11 protein-coding genes are annotated in these 15,798 nt (G+C 70.1%); 5 read left to right on the top strand and 6 right to left on the bottom strand.

All coding sequences use genetic code 11. The features are described 5' to 3' along the window. Positions 1-42: 42 nt before the first annotated feature. From ACTWP8_RS27665 to ACTWP8_RS27690, 6 genes are all read right to left on the bottom strand, one after another. Positions 43-1,086, bottom strand: coding sequence for a BMP family lipoprotein (locus tag ACTWP8_RS27665; RefSeq protein WP_443324812.1), 1,044 nt, complete (start codon positions 1,084-1,086; stop codon positions 43-45). A 144-nt stretch (positions 1,087-1,230) separates the two neighbouring features. Further along, positions 1,231-2,463, bottom strand: a complete 1,233-nt coding sequence (locus tag ACTWP8_RS27670) for an amidohydrolase (protein WP_443324863.1) — start codon at positions 2,461-2,463, stop codon at positions 1,231-1,233. Between the two features lie 144 nt (positions 2,464-2,607). Continuing rightward, complete coding sequence (locus ACTWP8_RS27675) at positions 2,608-3,771, bottom strand: hypothetical protein (protein ID WP_443324864.1); 1,164 nt, start codon at positions 3,769-3,771, stop codon at positions 2,608-2,610. A gap of 953 nt (positions 3,772-4,724) precedes the next feature. Continuing rightward, positions 4,725-5,657 carry an N-acetylneuraminate synthase family protein gene (locus tag ACTWP8_RS27680; protein ID WP_443324813.1) on the bottom strand — a complete coding sequence of 311 codons (933 nt, stop codon included), beginning with the start codon at positions 5,655-5,657 and terminating at the stop codon, positions 4,725-4,727. Positions 5,658-5,672: 15 nt separating this feature from the next. Beyond that, positions 5,673-6,875, bottom strand: coding sequence for a cytidylyltransferase domain-containing protein (locus ACTWP8_RS27685; protein WP_443324814.1), 1,203 nt, complete (start codon positions 6,873-6,875; stop codon positions 5,673-5,675). 56 nt (positions 6,876-6,931) lie between these two features. Continuing rightward, positions 6,932-8,260 carry a DUF6716 putative glycosyltransferase gene (locus ACTWP8_RS27690; RefSeq protein WP_443324815.1) on the bottom strand — a complete coding sequence of 443 codons (1,329 nt, stop codon included), beginning with the start codon at positions 8,258-8,260 and terminating at the stop codon, positions 6,932-6,934. 187 nt (positions 8,261-8,447) lie between these two features. On the opposite strand from ACTWP8_RS27690, the gene ACTWP8_RS27695 reads away from it, so the two are divergent. From ACTWP8_RS27695 to ACTWP8_RS27715, 5 genes are all read left to right on the top strand, one after another. Further along, positions 8,448-9,425, top strand: coding sequence for a glycosyltransferase family 2 protein (locus tag ACTWP8_RS27695; protein ID WP_443324816.1), 978 nt, complete (start codon positions 8,448-8,450; stop codon positions 9,423-9,425). Further along, positions 9,425-10,828 (top strand): polysialyltransferase family glycosyltransferase, encoded by a 1,404-nt coding sequence (locus ACTWP8_RS27700; protein ID WP_443324817.1) that lies wholly within the window; start codon positions 9,425-9,427, stop codon positions 10,826-10,828. Before ACTWP8_RS27695 ends, ACTWP8_RS27700 begins: the two co-directional genes overlap by 1 nt. After that, positions 10,825-12,015 carry an acyltransferase family protein gene (locus tag ACTWP8_RS27705; protein WP_443324818.1) on the top strand — a complete coding sequence of 397 codons (1,191 nt, stop codon included), beginning with the start codon at positions 10,825-10,827 and terminating at the stop codon, positions 12,013-12,015. The genes ACTWP8_RS27700 and ACTWP8_RS27705 overlap by 4 nt, the downstream gene beginning before the upstream one ends. 154 nt (positions 12,016-12,169) lie before the next feature. Continuing rightward, entirely contained in the window at positions 12,170-13,045 is an 876-nt protein-coding gene (locus tag ACTWP8_RS27710) for a leishmanolysin-related zinc metalloendopeptidase (protein ID WP_443324819.1), read from the top strand. A 27-nt stretch (positions 13,046-13,072) separates the two neighbouring features. Next, complete coding sequence (locus tag ACTWP8_RS27715; RefSeq protein WP_443324820.1) at positions 13,073-15,796, top strand: tetratricopeptide repeat protein; 2,724 nt, start codon at positions 13,073-13,075, stop codon at positions 15,794-15,796. The last annotated feature ends 2 nt before the right edge of the window (positions 15,797-15,798 follow it).

The raw sequence follows: 15,798 nt of genomic DNA on the forward strand, positions 1-15,798 counted from the left end.
CGGCCCGTACGAGGACGGCCGCCCGCCGCGGTGTTCAGTTGGTCAGCTGCCCGGAGTGGTCGGGACCTTGATCTCGCCGCTCTCGATCTTCTTCTTGGCCTCGTCGATCTTCGGCTTGATGTCGTCGATGTGACCGCCGGTGGCGGCCAGCGAGATGCCGCCGTCCTTGAGCGCGAACCGCTGGGTGCCGGTGAGCGGCTTGTCGTCCTTGACGCTCTTGATGAGCTCGTAGACGGAGCCTTCCACATTCTTGACCATCGAGGTCAGGATGCGGTCCTTGTACGCGGCGAGACCCGGCTGCAGAGCCTGGTCGGAGTCCACGCCGATGGCCCAGGCGTCCTTGTTCTTGGCCTTGCCCACGGCCTCGATGACACCGGTGCCGGAACCGCCCGCGGCGTGGTAGATCACGTCGGCTCCGCCCGCGAGCTGGCCCTCGGCGGACTGCAGACCCTTGTCCGGCAGGCCGAACCCGGCCTCGTTCTCGGCCAGGAAGTCCACCTTGACCTTGGCCTTCGGGTTGGTGTCGGCGACACCCTTCTCGAAGCCGGCCTGGAACTTGAGGATCAGCGGGTTGTCCGTGCCGCCGATGAAGCCGATGGTGTTGGTCTTGGTCTTGAGCGCGGCGGCGACGCCCGCGAGGTACGAGCCCTCCTGCTCGGCGAAGACCAGGTTGGTGACGTTCTTCGCCTCGATCTCGGAGTCGACGATGGCGAAGCGGGTGTCCGGGAAGTCCTTGGCGGTCGCCTCGACGGCGTTGCGGTAGGCGAACCCGACGCCGATGACCGGGTTGTAGCCCGCCTCGGCCAGCTGCGCCAGCTTGTCGGCGCGGTCGGCGTTCGTGTCGCCCTCGCTGGCGGTGAGCTCCTTGACGTCGGCGCCGAGGTCCTTCTTGGCCTTGTCCAGGCCACGGGCCGCGGAGTCGTTGAAGGAGTGGTCGCCGCGACCACCCACGTCGTAGGCGACACCGACCTTGAGGTCGCCGCCGGCGCCGCCGGTCTCGGTGGAGCTCTCTCCACAGGAAGTAACGGTGAAGGCGAGGGCCGCCGATGCGACGCTCGCTGCTGCGATCTTTATTACCCGACGCAAGAGGACTTCCCCTTCGGCTGAAAGCGCCTCTTCCGGCGCTGGCTTCGCGGCATCGTAACGCGCGTAGATGTCAGATAAAGACCTGGTTGGAAGCCGTTATCGGATCGACGCGAAGCGGAGCCGACGGCGACACGTACGTCCGGTCTACGGACGGTGTCCGCCGAGCACCGCGGCAGCCGTGAAGAGTTCCACGCCGACCTGGATGGCGCCTTCGTCCACGTCGAAATCACCGCAATGCAGGTCCCTCCGGGTGGTGTCCCCGACGGGCCGGACTCCCAGCCGCGCCATCGCGCCGGGCACCTGCTCCAGATACCAGGAGAAGTCCTCGCCGCCGAGGCTCTGTTCCGTGTCCTCGATGTGCTCGGGTCCGCGCCGTACGGCCATCGCGTCGCGCAGCAGCGCGGTGCTGCCCGGTTCGTTGACCACGGGCGGGACGCCTCGGATGTAGTTGATCTGCGACTTGGCGCGGTGCAGGGTCGCGACCTCGTCAATGGCGGCGTGCACCAGGTCGGGGGCCGCGCGCCAGGCGGGGAGGTCGAGACAGCGCACGGTGCCGGAGAGCTCTGCGTGCTGCGGGATGACGTTGCACGCGTGCCCGGCCTGGATGCGCCCCCAGGTGACGGCCAGCCCGGAGCGGCTGTCGATACGGCGGTTGATCAGCGCCGGGACCTCCGTGGCCACCTTCGCGGCGGCCGTGACCAGGTCGGTGGTGAGGTGCGGGCGCGCGGTGTGGCCGCCGGGGCCGTCCAGCGCCACCTCGAGCCGGTCGCAGGCGGAGGTGATCGGTCCGGTCCGCAGCCCGATCCTGCCGACCTCGACCTTGGGGTCGCAGTGCAGCCCGACGATCCGCCCGACCCCGTCCAGCACCCCGGACTCGATCGCGTCGGGCGCCCCGCCGGGCAGCACCTCCTCGGCGGGCTGGAAGATCAGCCGGACCGGGTGCGGCAGCCGGCCCTCGCGGGCCAGCTCGGCCAGCACCAGTCCCGCGCCGAGCACGACAGTTGTGTGCACGTCATGCCCACAGGCGTGCGCGCGGTCGGGCACCGTCGACCGGTACGACACGGTCTTGGTGTCCGGAATCGGCAGGCCGTCGATGTCCGCCCGCAGCGCCAGCAGGGGCTGTACGCCGTCCCAGCCGCCCGCGTCCGTACCGATGTCACACATGAGCCCGGTGCCGACGGAGAGGACTTGCGGTTGCAGTCCGGCCTGCTCCAGCCGCGCCATGAGGGCGGCGGTCGTACGGAACTCCTGGTGGCCCAGCTCGGGGTGCATGTGGAGGTCGCGCCGGAAGGCGATGAGCTCGGCGCGCAGCGCGTCCGGGACCCTCCCGGGGAGGTCGGGATCCGCAGGCAGGCCGGCGTCGGTCTCGGGGGACATCAGTTGCTTCACCCTCTGAAGAATACGACTGCCTACCAGGCAACTGTCCTTCGATCAACAAAAGTTCAGCCGGATGGGGTGAGAAAAAGCAGCCGCGGGCCGCATGAGCGGACCCGCGGAGGGGTATGAAAGGGGGTTAACTTCTCAAGGCGCCACCGCGGGCACGGACGGCAGTCGGTGCACGTCACGTGCGGTGCCGGTGACTCCGGACAGGAAGCCCTGGGCGCGCGGGGACGCGGTGTCGGTGAGCCAGGCCGGATCGATGTCGCAGACGGCGACTTTCACCTCGGTACCCGCGAGCGCGAGCGGCAGGGTGTGCACCACGGTCGAAGGGAAGCTCAGGATCGTACGCCCTATGGGGCCGCGGCGTGCGATCAGCTCCAGCGGGAGGTCGGGCCGTACGATCTCCAGGCCCGTCTCCTCGGAGAGCCGCTTCAGCTTCTCGGCGCTCTCGCGGCGGTGCGCGAAGTAGCGTGTGGCGCCGTGCGTGCGGGCCAGGGCGCCGACGGCGCCGATGTAGCGGTCGAGGTCGACGACGCCGGTCTCGGCGAGCGAGGTGCCCACCAGGTCCGCGCCCCTGGTGATCGAGGGCGGCCCGAAGCGGGCCCGGGTCCAGGCGAAGTCGTTGGCGGTGACCAGGACCCCGTCCGGCGGCTCGACCGGCATCGAGCTGAACACCTCGACGGTCCTGCGGCCCTCGCGGGGGGTCAGCCTGCGGCGCGCGACGGCGGAGATGGGAGCGAAGACCGCATCGCGCGCTCCTCCGCCGCGGCCGGTGCGGTGCCAGCGCACGAGGCGCTCGCCGCGGGCCAGCTGGGAGACGAACTCCATGGTGGCCGTCCCGTCGTCCACGACGACGAGCTCCCGGGCGCGGGCCAGGGTGAGCAGCAGCTGGACGTACCGGGAGAACGGGTCGCCGATGACGATCCGCCGGGCCCGGCGCAGCGCGGGCGCGAGCGCGCCGATGGTCTGGAACGGCGCCCCGGCCCCGCCTCGCGCGTCCTCCCAGCGCACGCTGAACCCTTCGTCGCGCGCGAGCTCCGCCATGCGGCGCAGCTGGCCGCGGGTCATGGGGTCGTTCGGCGACAGCACGACCACCGTGACGGCTCCGCCGTCACGGTGCGGGGGGCGGGCCGCGGGTGCCGCGGCGCCGCCCTGCGGGTCGCCGCCGACGCCGCCGCCGCTCGCGCTGAGGCCCTCCGCGCGCCCAGCACCCTGCGCGGGGACGACAGATCCCGATCCGGTCCCGGCGGCCCTGCCCGCGGCCCGGAGCGCGTCCGCGTACGCCCACTCCAGGACGTTCAGCAGCTGGACGGGGCTCTCGACGAAGGCAAGGGTGTCCCCGGCCGCCCGCTCCGGTCCCGCATACGCGGGAACCGCGGGCGCACTGCTCGGAGCCGAAGGCCCGGGGTCAGCTGCCGCGGGTGCACTGCCTGGTGCCGCAGGCGCGGGGTCGGGTGCAGCGGGCGCACCGCACGGTGCCGAGGGCGCGGCGTCCGATGCCGCGGGCGCACCGCCCTTTGCCACAGGCGCGGCGTCCGATGCCGCGGGCGCACTGTCCGGGGCCAAGAGCGCGGGGCCCTGTGCCGAGGGCGCGGCGTCCGGCGCCGAAAGCGCGGGGTCAGCTGCCGCGGGTGCACTGCCCGGCGCCGCAGGGGCGGCGTCCGCTGACGCGGGCGCACTGCGGGGTGCCGCGGGGGCACCGTCCGGGGCCAAGAACACGGGGCCCTGGGCCGTGGGTGCACTGATCGGTACCGCAGGCGCGGGGTTTTGTGCCGCGGGCCGTGGGGGCGTCGGCGGGGTCTTCGTGTCTTCTGCCGCCCGCGTGCGCCCCTCATCGGCCGGGTGCGCCGGGGCCGGAGTCAGCGGCTCGGCAGCCGGATGCGCGGGCGCCGGGCCCTGCCCGCTCGCGGGCAGGTTCCCGGCCTCGTCGGCCGGGCCCCGGAAGCGGTCCGCGGGCAGCGGCTCTCGCCGTGCCGCCGGCACGTCCGGGGACGGGGACAGGGACGGGGACGGACCCGCAGGCCCCTCAGGTCGGCTCACCGAAATTCACCCCGTGTTCTCGTGCGGCGGCGCCGGGATCCGGCCGGAGGCCGGGGCGGTCGGGCCGCCCCGGTGGCGGCGCTGCGCACCGCGTTCCCAACCGCCCGCCCCCATACGGTCGGGCGGTTGGGACATCCGCGCCGAAGTGCGGGCGCGGGCGTGGGCGGCCGGTTCGCCGGCCGCCCTGATGCCCGGTCCTCGCTCACCGCAGGTGATGGTCAGACCGCGGCCGGCTCGCGGTCACCGGCCTCGGACTCGGCGACGACGCCCGCGACGCGGCGGAGCTTCTTCATCGGGCCGAGCTCGCTCTCGTAGACCTTCTTGACGCCGTCGCCGAGCGAGTCCTCGATCGTCCGGATGTCACGGACGAGGCGCTGCAGGCCCTGCGGCTCGACCGAAGCGGCCTGGTCGGAGCCCCACATGGCGCGGTCGAGGGTGATGTGGCGCTCGACGAAGGCGGCGCCGAGGGCGACCGCCGCGAGCGTGGTCTGCAGGCCGGTCTCGTGGCCGGAGTAGCCGATCGGCACGTTCGGGTACTCGGCCTGCAGGGTGTGGATCACCCGCAGGTTGAGCTCCTCGGCCTTCGCCGGGTACGTGCTGGTGGCGTGGCAGAGCAGGATGTTGTCGCTGCCCAGCACCTCGACCGCGTGGCGGATCTGCTTCGGGGTCGACATGCCGGTCGACAGGATGATCGTGCGGCCGGTGGCGCGCAGGGCGCGCAGCAGCTCGTCGTCGGTCAGCGAGGCGGAGGCGACCTTGTGGGCCGGGACGTCGAACTTCTCCAGGAAGGCGACGGCCTCGGTGTCCCACGGGGACGCGAACCAGGCGACGCCCTTCGACTTGCAGTAGTCGTCGATCTGGCGGTACTCGTCCTCGCCGAACTCGACGCGGTGCCGGTAGTCGATGTAGGTCATCCGGCCCCAGGGAGTGTCGCGCTCGATGTCCCACTGGTCGCGCGGGGTGCAGATCTCCGGGGTGCGCTTCTGGAACTTGACGGCGTCGCAGCCGGCGTCGGCCGCCGCGTCGATCAGCTTGAACGCGTTCTCGAGCTCGCCGTTGTGGTTGATGCCGATCTCGCCGGTGATGTAGACGGGACGGCCCGGCCCGGCGATCTTGTCACCGAGGGTGCGAAGGCGGGAGGTGTTGCTCATGTAGAAGTTCCTTCTCTAGAGGGAGGGGCCGAGAATCCAGGAGGCGATCTCGCGGATCGCCCCGTTGCCACCGGGGGTGGAGGTGACCGCGCGTGCGGCGCCGCGCACGACGTCGTGCGCACCGGCGACCGCGACGGGCCAGCCGACGAGGCCGAAGCACGGGAGGTCGTTCACGTCGTTGCCGACATAGAGCACGCGCTCAGGGGCGATGCCCTGCTCCTCGCACCACTGCTTCAGTGCGAGGTCCTTCCGGTCGATGCCGTGCAGTACGGGCAGCTGCAGCTTGCGCGCCCGTGCGGCGACGACCGGGTTCTGCTCCGTGGACAGGATCAGCAGGTTCAGCCCGGCGCGGCGCAGGGCCGCGATGCCGAGACCGTCGCCGCGGTGCACGGCGACCATCTCCCGTCCGTCGGAGTCGACGAGCACCCTGTCGTCCGTCTGAGTGCCGTCGAAGTCGAGTACCACCGCGTCGATGTCGTCGCGGGTGGGAAGCGCGCCTGGGCGCGGCGCGTCGAGGAGAGGCGCGAGGACGCGGGCGCGCGCCAGGTCGTGCGGGTCGTCGACCTCGAGCACGCGCGCGGGGTCGGTCCGTACGAGCGCGGTGCGCCCGAAGAAGCGGTGCCCGGCCTTGCGGAAGCCCTCGGCGTTCATGGCGTACGCGGCGCCGGTCTCCAGGAGGTCCTGGGGCCGGTCCTGGCGGCGCGGGCGGTAGGACTTGTCGTGGTTGACGCCGTAGCCGCCGTCCGCCGCGTCGGCCTCGTTGGCGCCGTCGTCGCCGTCCCGCCAGACGAAGCCGTGGAAGGCCGCGACGGTCAGCGCGCTGTCGGCGCCGTCCTCGACGATGGCCCCGGCCACGCCGTCGATGTCCTCGCGGATGAGGAAGGGGCTGGTGCACTGGACGAGCAGCACGACGTCCACGGCCCGGCCGTTCATCGCCTCCTGGGCGTCCATGGCGTGCAGGACGGCGGCCTCGCTGGTGGCGGTGTCGCCCGCGATGGCGGCGGGCCGCTGCACGACGTCGGCGCCCGCGCCCCGGGCCGCGGCCGCGATGCCCGCGTCGTCGGTGGAGACGACGACATCGGTGACGATCCGGCTCGCCAGGCACTCGCGCACGGCGCGCACCACCAGGGGCACGCCCCCGACGGCGGCGAGGTTCTTGGCGGGTACGCCCTTCGACCCGCCCCTCGCGGGGATGACGGCGAGCACGGTGGGGGGCATGAGGGCTCCTTCGGGGAGGTCAGATGGCTGCGTCCCGGCAGCCGGTTGTCGTTCGGTCACAGGTCCCCCATCCGCCGGATGACCGGGGCCACCCGCTGGACGCCGTGCCGGTAGGCGCCGCGCGCCACGTCCCGTACGGCGCTGCGCACGATCCGCCGTACGCCGCCGGTCTCCTCGCTCACGGCGCTCGCGCCGGGCATCGGCTCGCCCTTGGGGTCGAGGTGGTGCCGGGCGAGGATGCCGGGCAGGTAGCCGGGCGCGGTGGCGGTCGTGTAGTACGGCGCGATGGGCGGCAGTTCGTCCGCCGCGAGCAGCTCGGCGACCCGCTCGCGCGCCGCCTCGAACGCGGTCTCGTAAGAGCCGTTGGCGGCCACGCCCTGGCGGCTCAGCCAGAGCGCGTCAGGCGCGGGCCGGTACCCGGCGTCCAGCTCGTCCCAGGAGGCGAGGCAGCCGGAGCCGAGGAAGTGGTGGTTGCCGAGCACCTCTCGGACGCCCAGGTCGGTGAGGACGGCGGTGGGGATGCGCCGGTGCAGCGACTCCAGCGCGGCGGTGGAGCTGACCGTGACCAGCAGGTCGGTGCGGTCCAGGACCTCGCCCATGTGCCCGTAGACGAGGCTGCAGTTGGCGGGGAGGCCGCCGGGGATCTTCGCCGCGAGCTTCTGGTACGGCAGTTCCTCGATGTGCGTGGTGTGCTCACCGGGCTTGCTGCGCAGTTTGACGAGGACCTCGCGCTCGGGGTGCTTGCGGGCGTGCTCCGCGGCACGGCGCAGCAGGTACGTGCGGTCGGTGCGGCTGACCGGCACTGAGGGCTGGGTGGCGAAGACGACGGTGAAGGGGCGGCCCTCCCGGCCCTCCTCGTCGTAGCGCCCGCCCCCGAGGAAGGGGAGCGCGGTCTCGACGACGCTGCCCGCATCGGCGCCCACTCCCTCGTACACGGCGCGGAAGCGGTCCGCGTCGTGGCGGGAGTTGGCGAGCACCAGGTCCGCGCCGTGGCGGAGCAGCAGGCCGTCGGAGAGCTTCTCGTAGACGACCCCTACATAGCCGGTGACGACGACGGGCCGCTTCGCGCGGCCTTTCCAGGCGCGGGCGAGGCCGTGCAGCATGGCCTGGACGGCGCCGCCGACACATGCCAGCACGACGACGTCGTACGCTTCGCGGCCCATGGTCCGCAGGAATTCGACTCCGGTGACCTCGCGCAGCGATTCCGCGCGCACGCCCACCTCTTCGAGCTGCCGGGCCGTGGGGGTCGCGCGGCCGCGCAGGAGAAAGCCGTCGAACTGAACGTCCGATACGATGCGGTTTGTGGTGAGTGCACCCCATTTCCACCGCGTATCGGAATCGGCGAGCACGGCTACCCGCGGACGAGGACTGATACTTGCTGGCACGTCGAAGACGCTAGAAAGCCATTCCGATTGGCGGCCCAACTCGGCCGCAACAAAGGGTTAACAGCAAGTCGACGGATGGAGAATCGGCACGTGAGAGCGGCGGGTTAACTGTTCCGCCATATTTCGTTCACCCACAGGATCACCACACGTCAAGACGAATGCCAGGGGCCCACCTACCGTCTCGCGGGTGGTTAAGCTCTCCGTCATCGTGCCGTTCTACAACGTGCAGACCTACGCGCCCGACACCCTCAGAAGTCTCCGCGCGAACGCCAGACAGGATTTCGAATTCATTCTCGTCGACGACTGCTCGGCCGACGAGACTCCGGAAATCCTCGACCGTGCCGCCCGCGACCTTCCGGGAGCCGTCGTCGTACGGCACGAGAAGAACGGCGGTCTCGCCACCGCGCGCAACACCGGCCTCGACGCCGCGCGCGGCGAGCATCTGACGTTCCTCGACGGCGACGACTGGCTCAGGCCCGGCTACTACGAGGAACTCCTCACGGCCATCGAGGACTTGGGCTGCGACTTCCTCCGCACGGACCATGTGCAGTGCACGGCGCGGGCGCGCTCGATCACCCGCGTCCCGCACGGCAGGCGCGGTGTCGTCATGAACCCCCGGGACGCGATCCTGCCCGCCGACCGCTCGACCTCCGTCGACTACGCGTACGCCTGGGCGGGCATCTACCACCGGCGGCTGCTGGACGACGGGCTGCTGCACTTCCGGCACGGACTGCGGACGGCGGAGGACCGGCCGTGGATCTGGCGGCTGCACCGGGAGGCCAAGTCCTTCGCGGTCGTCGGCCTGCTGGGCGTCTACTACCGGCGCGGAGTCGCCTCGTCCCTGACCCAGATCGGGGATGTCAGGCAGCTCGATTTCATCCGCGCCTTCGACCAGGTCATCGACGAGACGGCGAAGGACCCGGAAGCCGCATCGCTGCTTCTCAAGGCGGTGCGCACCTACTGCGCCATCATTTCCCATCATCTCGGCAGCATCGAGAGGTTCGAACCACCCGTGGCACGTAAGTTGCGGTCGATGAGCGCGGCCGCCCTGAAGCGCATGCCGCAGGACGTCCTGCAGGAGGCACTCGACTCGATGGACTATGAGCGCGCCTCCCGGCTGCGGCGGCTGCGCCGCCGTCCCGTCCCGGCGGAGGTGGCCGCCTGATGGCCGCGCTCCCCTCCCCCCGGAGCAAGGGCAGCAGGAAGACCCAGATCTTCCTCGCCTCCACCCTGTACGGCGCCGCCACGCTCGCCGCCGCCCTGGACTCGGACCTCTTCGACCCGGCCGACCAGCGCATTCTGCTGGTGAGCAACAACGCGGCCACCCCCGAGACGACTCCGGCCGTGGACGCCATGCCCGGCTTCCAGCGGCTGCGCCGCCGCTTCGACCGGGTGCTGTCCTGGAACGAGACGATCTTCCCCTTCCACCCGGGCGGCTGGTCGCCGCGGATGGACGACGTACCGCTGTGGGAGCGGCACCTGCGGCTGCTCTGGGACCTCGGCGACGACGCGGTCGAGCTGGTCGTCGAGTCCATCCAGGTCAACCCGGCGCTGGCGCTCGCCCAGCTCTTCACGGGCGCGCCGATCGACGTCTACGCCGACGGCCTGATGAGCTACGGGCCGACGCGCAACAAGCTCGACCCGCTGGTCGGCACCCGTATCCGCCGGCTCCTCCATCTGGACCTGGTGCCGGGCCTGCGGCCGCTGCTGCTCACCGAGTTCGGCGTGGAACCGCACATCGTCCCGACGTCGGGCTTCACCAAGGTTCTCGCCGAGCTGGCCGAGGACGCGGACACCGCGGACCTCCCGCAGGTCGAGGAGCCCGCACTGCTGCTCGGCCAGTACCTGTCCGCCCTCGACATCCTCACCAGCGAGGAGGAGGAGCGGCTGCACGTGACGATGCTGCGCGGCGCCGCGGACCTCGGCCACCGCAAGGTCGTGTTCAAGCCGCACCCGACGGCCCCGGCCCGCTGGTCGCGGATGCTGGAGAAGGAGGCCGGGGAGCTCGGCGTCGAACTGACCGTCCTCGACTCCCCGTTGCTCGCCGAGGTCCTCTACCAGAAGATGCGCCCCGCGCTCGTCGCCGGCTGCTTCTCGACCGCGCTGCTGACCGCCAGCGCGCTGTACGAGCTGCCGGTCGCGCGCACCGGCACCGATCTGCTGCTCGAGCGGCTCGCCCCGTACCAGAACAGCAACCGCGTCCCGGTCACCATCGTCGATGCGCTGCTGCCTGAGCTCACCGACAAGGCGGCGGTCACGGCCTGGACCCCACCCGGCGCCGCCGAGGTCGAGGACCGCCTCACCGGCCTGATCAGGGCCGTGGGCTACGCGATGCAGGCGCAGATCTACCCGAGCCTGCGCCCCGAAGCCGAGCGGTACCTCTCCACGAAGCTCACCCCGCACACCTGGCGCTACTTCAAGCGGCGCCGGCTCACGTCCCTCGCCCTGCCCGGCGCGATCCCGTCCCAGCTCGCCTTCCTGCCGCGCAACGCGACGGTGCGCAGGGTCGCGCGCAGGGCCCGCGCCGTACAGCGCCGGCTGGTGAAGAAGAGGGCCGCGTTCGGATGACGTTCAGCGCCGGCACCACCCTCCCGAAGAGCTCACCGGGAGATACGACCTCACCGGGAGGCCCTGGAGCCCAGGGAGCGACCGCCCCAAGTCACAGTCCGGGGGCGCGCAGCATACGCAGCGCGCCCCCTGCCCACCGCCTGCGCGCCCTCGACGGTCTGCGCCTTATAGCAGCGCTGATGGTCGCCTTCTACCACTTCGGCGGCCGCGACGGCGAGATCGGCGATGCCTGGGGAACGTCGCCGAACGTCCAGTTCCCCACGGCCTCCCAGGTCTTCGCGTACGGCTGCCTGGGTGTGCAGGTCTTCTTCGTCATCAGCGGCTTCGTCATCTGCATGAGCGGCTGGGGCCGCCCGCTGCGCTCCTTCTTCGCCTCGCGCGTCTCGCGGCTGTTCCCGGCGTACTGGGCCGCGATCATCCTGGTGACAGCGGTCTTCGCGGTCCCGTGGGTCGCCTACGACGCGGTCTCGCCGAGCGATGCGCTGGTCAACCTGACGATGCTGCAGCAGCCGCTGGGCGTCGACCGCGTGCTGGGCGTCTGCTGGACCCTCTGGGCCGAACTCCGCTTCTACGCCCTCTTCGCGCTCTTCGTCATCCTGCCGGGCGCCACCCGGCAGCGGATCGTGCTGTTCTGCGCGGTGTGGACGCTGGCCGCGGCGGTCGCGGAGGCCGCGAACGAGCCGCTGCTCGACGTGGTGCTGATGCCGGAGTACGCGCCGTTCTTCATCGGCGGCATCGGGCTCTACCTGGTTCACCGCGACCGCCGCGACACGACGGCCTGGGGCATCGTCGCGGCAGGCTGGCTCCTCGGCCAGCACTACGCGGTGAGCCGGCTGTGGCACCCGCCGAACCCAGACTTCTTCTCGTACCGCCCGTCCTACGGGATCGTGGCCGTGGTGACGATGGGCTTCGTGGCGGTGGGCGCGATCGCGCTGGGGTACCTGCGGTGGGCGAACTGGCGCTGGCTGACGGTGGCCGGCGCGCTGACGTACCCCTTCTACCTGGTGCACGAACACCTGGGCTGGGTCACGGTCCACGTCCTGCACCGGACGTTCGGGCTGCCGTCGTACGTGACGCTGCCGGGGGCCGTCGTCTCGATGCTGGTGCTGGCGTGGCTGCTGTACCGGTTCGTGGAGACACCACTGACCCCGCGGATCAAGAAGGCGCTGACGTCACCGCGGCGGTAGGGGCGATTCCCGTATGCGTATCGACTTACGGCGTCGGGCAAGCCCTTCCACACGGCGGCGAACGCCGGAAATTGGTTGCCCTGTCTACAACAACCTTCCTCGGTAGCGTGGTTTTCAGGGACAGACCTGGCTGCGCACGAGGGGAGTAGGGGCCATGGGCAGGCAGATCACACGCGCCGTCGAGACGTACCGGGCCGTCGCCGACGCCGGCCGCGCGGCCGAGCTGGCCGACACGACGTCGCCGTTCCAGATAGAAGTCCGGTTCCTCGGAGGACTGACGAGCGGCCAGAAAAGCGCCTTCGCTCGAGCCGCCGACCGCTGGGCACGCGTCATTGTGGGTGATCTGCAGACCGTGATCATCCGTGACCTCACCGGCGAAGTCGTGGTCGACGACCTCCTGATCGATGCCGAGGGCGTGGCGATCGACGGCATCGGCGACACCCTCGGAGAGGCGGGTCCGACCCATCTCCGGGACGAGTCGGCGGCAACCGGGGCTCTGCTCCCCGCAAAGGGGATCATGAGATTCGACAAGGCCGACCTGGCCAATATGGAAGACGAGGGCACACTCCTCGACGTCATCACTCACGAGATGGGCCACGTGCTGGGCATCGGGACCATCTGGACCGATTTCGGCTTCCTGAAGGACTTCCCCGGCCGCAATCCGACCTTCGTCGGCCCCGGCGCCATGGAGGAATTCGGCAAGCTGAAACGGAACGGACAGCCCGCACCCGTACCGGTCGCGAATGTCGGGGGCGCGGGAAGCGCGGGCGGCCACTGGCGCGAGAGCGTCTTCGACCACGAGTTGATGTCGCCGAACATCGGCGGCGCGGGCAATCCACTGAGCCGCATGACGGTGGCGAGCCTCGCGGATCTCGGCTACCAGGTCGACCGCGATGCGGCCGAGGACTACGCGCTTCCGGATCTCTTCGAGGTCGCGGTGTCGGGCCGCAGCCTGGAGCATGTCGCACTGGTGGGCAACGGTGTCGTGCTCCCGACGATCCCCACCAGGGTGCCTGCCGAAAGGCCCTGACGGACGCGGTTCCCGTCCGCGGGGTGGATGGCCATGTTCAACCGCCGAGCCGAAAACGAGCTCAACCTGACGGCTCCCCTGCCGGCTCCCCGTTTCATCGCCTGGTGGGCGTGGACCGGCGTGGGGACTGCCGGGCTGCTCGGCCTGCTCGCGTGGGCAGGCGAAGATCACCGAGCCTGGGGAGACACCTCGTGGGACGACTGGATGTGGCCGCCGGTACAGAATCTCATCGGGTGGCTGGGGCAGGTGTGCGGCGGTCTCGGCCGGGTGTTCAAGGAGAGCGAAGGCCTCCCCATAGGCCAGCGCATGGCATTCATCGCGTACATCCTGCTGCTCCTCTACGTGTACTGGAGAGCGACACGAGCCTGGGTGGCGTACAAGCCGGGCCCGGTCGATGTGCAGAAACTCGAAGATGCAACACCCACGGACCTGGTGAGTCCGCCCATCGACGACTTGACTGCCGAATTTCGCCGGCACTTGTCCGAGAGCAGCATGTACGCGCCGACCACACTGCCCGCCCAGGCTCCTGAAACGAGCTTTCTGGAACTGCTGGGCGACATCGAGATCGAGCCGAACAAGCTGGGGACGATCCTGCCGCGACTGCTCAGCAGACTGAGGCCGAAGCTGGCTTATCGGGTCGGCGGAGTGCTCCGGGTCCGGGAGGAGGAGCCGGACAGGCTCGGTGTAACGGTGACCGTCACGGCGTATGTGTTCGGCGGCTCGCGCGCGATGACCGTATGGGCGAGCGACTGGGATGAGGTCATCCACAAAGCCGGATGCTGGGTGGTCAGCACGCTGCTCCCCGTGACCCGTGCCGGGAGACGGCCTCCCTGGCGCCCGTGGTGGGGGAGGGAGCTGAAGCCCGAGCTGTACGAGGCCTATCAGAAGGCGGTCTGGTACGGCCGCGCGGGACGCTATCACGAGGCCTTGGCACGGTATTACGAGGCCATCAGGCTCGATCCCGTGAACCCGTATCTGCGGGCCGAACTGGCGGAAGTGCAGGAGAAGCTCCACCTGCACATCGACGCGCTCGACACCTGCCAGAGGGCACTGTCACTCGACGGCCAGACCGCCCACCACTACAACAAACGCCTGTGGGAGCGCTGTTGGAAGCCGAGCCCGCGTCGGCTCCGCTATCTCATTCACCCGCGACGATTCCGTCAAACCCTTGGCCTGCGCTACAGGAATTCCATCATCCTCGGTACGTCCGATGTGACGGCAAAACAATGGTGCAACCAGGGCAGTTCCTCCAGCAGGACGCGAAAAGCACTGATTCCCGTCCTTGAGGACCGTTACTGGCAGACCGCCGTCGGATTGCCGAAGATAGAACCCCGTGGACATTTCGCCAGGATTTCCGAGGATGACGAGCGCGGAGCTCGGGAACGTATCAGATCCGCACTGAGGGAGCAGGCGGAAGCCGAGGTCCGTTTGATATTCCAGAGAGCCAGCGCACAGGAGACGCAGCGGCTTGCCGCCGATGACCGACGGGCCCGCGTCTTCGGACTCTACTGGATCGACTCGCTGTGGAGCCGGATACGATTCCTCTGGCCGTCCGCCTACGTTCAGAGCGTCCGCGGCGCGCAGCAGTCCCTAACCCAGGGCGCATTCCGGGTCAATCAAAAGGTATGGGGGCCGCTGCGGTTGGCCACGGCCACGGCGAGCATTGATGACGAGGCCGCTGCGCCGGAGAGTTGGCGGCGACCCTATGCCTGGCGTACCGGCCCCGTGATCAAACAGAAGGACATGAAGGTCGCAGACCTCGATCACTGGATCGGCAGGGCCCGCAGACGCCTGTTCATCTGGCCGCGTCGTGACTGGTTGACGTACTACAACAGCGCCTGTGTCTATGCCGTGGCAATGGACCCGGGATTCACGTTCCGCGACGGCTCCGAGGACAACAAGGGGGACAGCAAGAACGGCCTCATCGAGCGTGCTGTCAGGAGGCTGGAGAAAGCGGTTCTGGTACCGAGGGGTGGCTTCACAACAGTGGAGCGGACGTGGCTGGTCAAGGAAGATCCGGATTTGGCGCCACTCCGGGGCGAGGAACGCTTCAAGAGCTTTGCGCGGACCGCGTACCCCCGCCCGCACGTCTCCGATCAGACCCCGCCGATCGACTGGACCGCCGGACAGAAGAGGGACTACGACTACCGGCTCCTCGAGAAGACGGCAAAAGTGATGGAGCAGGTCTGGCTCCGGCGAAGCGCGAACGCTGCCGACAACGACGTTCGCTCCGCGGCCACCTGGCTCCGGGCCGAGAGCGAACTCTGGCAGTGGACACAGAAGATCGCCGCCGCCGACCGCATCCGCCAATGGCGGGACCGCGTCGAACTCGTACGCTCCGTGCAGGTCATCAGCGATCCGGCCGTGTGTGCCACCTCGGGGTTCCCGCCCCCGATGCTCCCGGACGGGGCCGGCCGGGACGGCCGGGAATCCTCCGAAGACCACAGCAAGGTGCTCGCAAGGCTGGAGGAGCATACGAGGACGGGCAGCGACCTGTGCTCGCGGAACGAGGAATGGATCGACATGCTCACGGAGGCCGCGGCGGACGGCGTGGGTTCGCTGGAGACGAAGAACGTCCGCGAACTGTCGATCCGCTACGCGGCGATATGGCAGACGCTCTGCGACTGGCTGGCTCGACAAGCCCCGCACGGAAAAGGTGAAGACGCCTTCCTCAAGGCTCTGGATTTGATCCCTGAGCCTGGCCGGAAATCCGGTTCGGTGCCTCGTGGCAGGAAGAAACTCCTGATGTGAGG

The organism is Streptomyces sp. 7N604 (genome assembly GCF_052245475.1).
GTDB lineage: Bacteria > Actinomycetota > Actinomycetes > Streptomycetales > Streptomycetaceae > Streptomyces.